The sequence below is a fragment of the Bifidobacterium sp. POST2/T3 (B1) genome, from assembly GCF_058197115.1.
The window spans coordinates 1-2,477 of sequence record NZ_JBVPQK010000383.1 but is presented as its reverse complement, the minus strand read 5'-3'; the positions used below and the strand labels follow the sequence as shown (position 1 = coordinate 2,477).

General features: G+C 61.2%; 2 protein-coding genes. Both read left to right on the top strand.

Features of this window, described 5'->3' with window-relative positions; genetic code table 11:
* The coding region (locus AC0AP0_RS11900) for an ATP-binding protein (RefSeq protein ID WP_490430618.1) at positions 1-1,563 on the top strand (1,563 nt) is incomplete at its 5' end.
* Between the two features lie 97 nt (positions 1,564-1,660).
* Positions 1,661-2,284, top strand: coding sequence for a guanylate kinase (gene gmk, locus AC0AP0_RS11895; protein ID WP_463603676.1), 624 nt, complete (start codon positions 1,661-1,663; stop codon positions 2,282-2,284).
* Positions 2,285-2,477 lie beyond the last annotated feature (193 nt).

The window sequence follows — 2,477 nt, the reverse complement described above, 5'->3', positions numbered from 1 at the left end:
TCCACTGACTATGACATGTCGGACAGGCTCTATTTCGAGCCGCTGACTTTCGAGGACGTTCTGGAGATCTACCGGGCCGAGAAGGCCATGGGACCTGTCAAAGGGGTTATCGTCCAGCTGGGCGGTCAGACGCCCCTGTCTCTGGCGGCCAGGCTCAAGGCGGCTGGGGTGCCCATCCTGGGGACCAGCCCCGAATCCATCGACCTGGCCGAGAACCGTGAGCTCTTCGGTCAGGTGCTCAGCAAGGAACATCTGAACGCCCCCCGGTACGGCACCGCTCTTTCCCTGGATGAAGCCAGGGATGCGGCACATGCCATTGGCTACCCGGTTCTGGTCAGGCCCTCTTACGTACTGGGCGGACGAGGCATGGAGATCGTCTATGACGACCAGCAGCTGGGCACCTACGTGGATCGAGCCCTGGAGGAAGCCAAGGCCGATACGGTGGTCTCCGGCCGGCTGCCCTCGCCCCTGTTGATTGACAAGTTCCTTCAGGATGCCATCGAGATCGATGTGGATGCCCTTTATGACGGGCAGGAACTCTACATCGGCGGAATCATGGAGCATGTTGAGGAGGCTGGGGTCCATTCCGGTGATGCAGCCTGCACCCTGCCGCCATCGACACTCTCTGACGACCAGATCAACCGGCTGCGGCAGGCCACCCTGTCTATAGCCCAAGGTTGCGGGGTTCAGGGGCTGATCAATGTTCAGTATGCCTTCATGGCCAACACCCTCTATGTGATCGAAGCAAATCCCCGCGCATCCCGGACCGTCCCCTTTGCTTCCAAGGCCACGGGTACGGCATTGGCCAAGGCTGCAGCGCGAATCATGGTGGGGGAGTCCATCGCCCAGCAACGAGCCAATGGTCTGCTCTTGCCTGTCGGTGATGGCGGCATGGTCCGTGTCGGCCAGCCTGTAGCGGTCAAGGAGTCTGTCCTGCCCTTCAAGCGCTTCCGCACTCCGGTGGGTCGTACCGTGGACATTTTGCTGGGTCCGGAGATGCGCTCCACCGGAGAGGTCATGGGCTTCGATCGGGACTTTCCCCACGCCTTCGCCAAGAGTCAGCTGGCCGCCTACCAGGGCGGATTGCCCACCGGAGGGGTCGCCTTCCTGTCGGTCAATGATGCGGACAAGCGTCAGTTGCCCATGTTGGCCGCTCGTCTGCTGGAGCAGGGCTTCAGCATCTGCGCCACCAGTGGCACGGCCTCCGTCCTGCGTCGGTACGGCTTCGACGTGGCCGTTGTCGACAAGATCAGCGACGAGGAGGAGCAAGGTCGGCCCTTCACTGATGCTGATGGGGTCAGGCACATGGGCCGCAATCCAGTCCAGTTAATTGAGGATGGGGCTATCGACATGATCCTCAATACCCCCAGTTCCAGGGGTTCGCGCTCTGACGGCTATCTGATTCGGGTCGCCGCCATAGCTGCCGATCTGCCGCAGTTCACCACCGTCACCGAATTCTCAGCTGCCCTGATGGCCATTGACGTGGTCAAAAAGGACGACTACGAGGTCATGAGCATCCAGGAACACGCGGCCCGGTTGCTTGAGCTGGAGAAGGCTAGGTAGGTTCTGGCTATATGATTGACCCATGTTCCGGTCCAGATATGCCGGAGAGTGACCTTTAGGAAAGGAAGTGGCCGTGTCAGCGATCAGCGGTGCCGATATGTCGAGTCAGGACCCTTCGGGAGAACAGACCGGGGGGACGGGGAAGACGGGCGGCCGGCTGATCGTGTTGACAGGGCCCACGGCCGTAGGCAAAGGTACAGTGGAAGCAGCCCTGCGTCATGCCCACCCGGAGGTCTGGGTCTCCGTCTCGGCCACCACCCGGGCGCCGCGTCCGGGCGAGAAGGACGGCATCACCTACTGGTTCATGGACGAGCAGGAATTTGCCCGCAGGGAAGCCGCCGGAGACTTTCTGGAGACCGCCTTGGTCCATGGCATGTCCCACTATGGCACCCCGCTGCAGCCTGTCCTGGACCATCTGGCGGCAGGGGTGCCCACAATTCTGGAGATCGACCTGCAGGGGGCGCACCGAGTTCGCGAACGTGCCAAGGAGCTGGGCCTGGAAGTCTTCTATGTGTTCCTGGCGCCGCCCTCATTCCAGGACCTGGTCACCAGGCTGAACATGCGGGGAACCGAAAATGAGGAGCAACGGGCCCGAAGGCTGGAGACCGCCAAGGTGGAGCTGGCCTCAGAGGATCAGTTCGACCAGGTCATAGTCAACGACAACGTGGATAAAGCCGCCCAGGCTCTCTGGGCGGTAATCGCCAAGGAATACGGTCTCTGAGCATCAGGCCTTTACTTGGCCTTACTCCAGAAGAGTCAAAAATTCCCCAATCGGATAAGAGCCCGATTGGGGAATTTTTGATCTATCAGTCCAGACCGGACAACCGGTTGATCAGGTCCGGGTCGCGTGTGGCGCCCTTGTCTGCAGAGCGGGCGAAGGCGGCGTAGGCCTTCAGCGCCAGTGAGACCTTGCG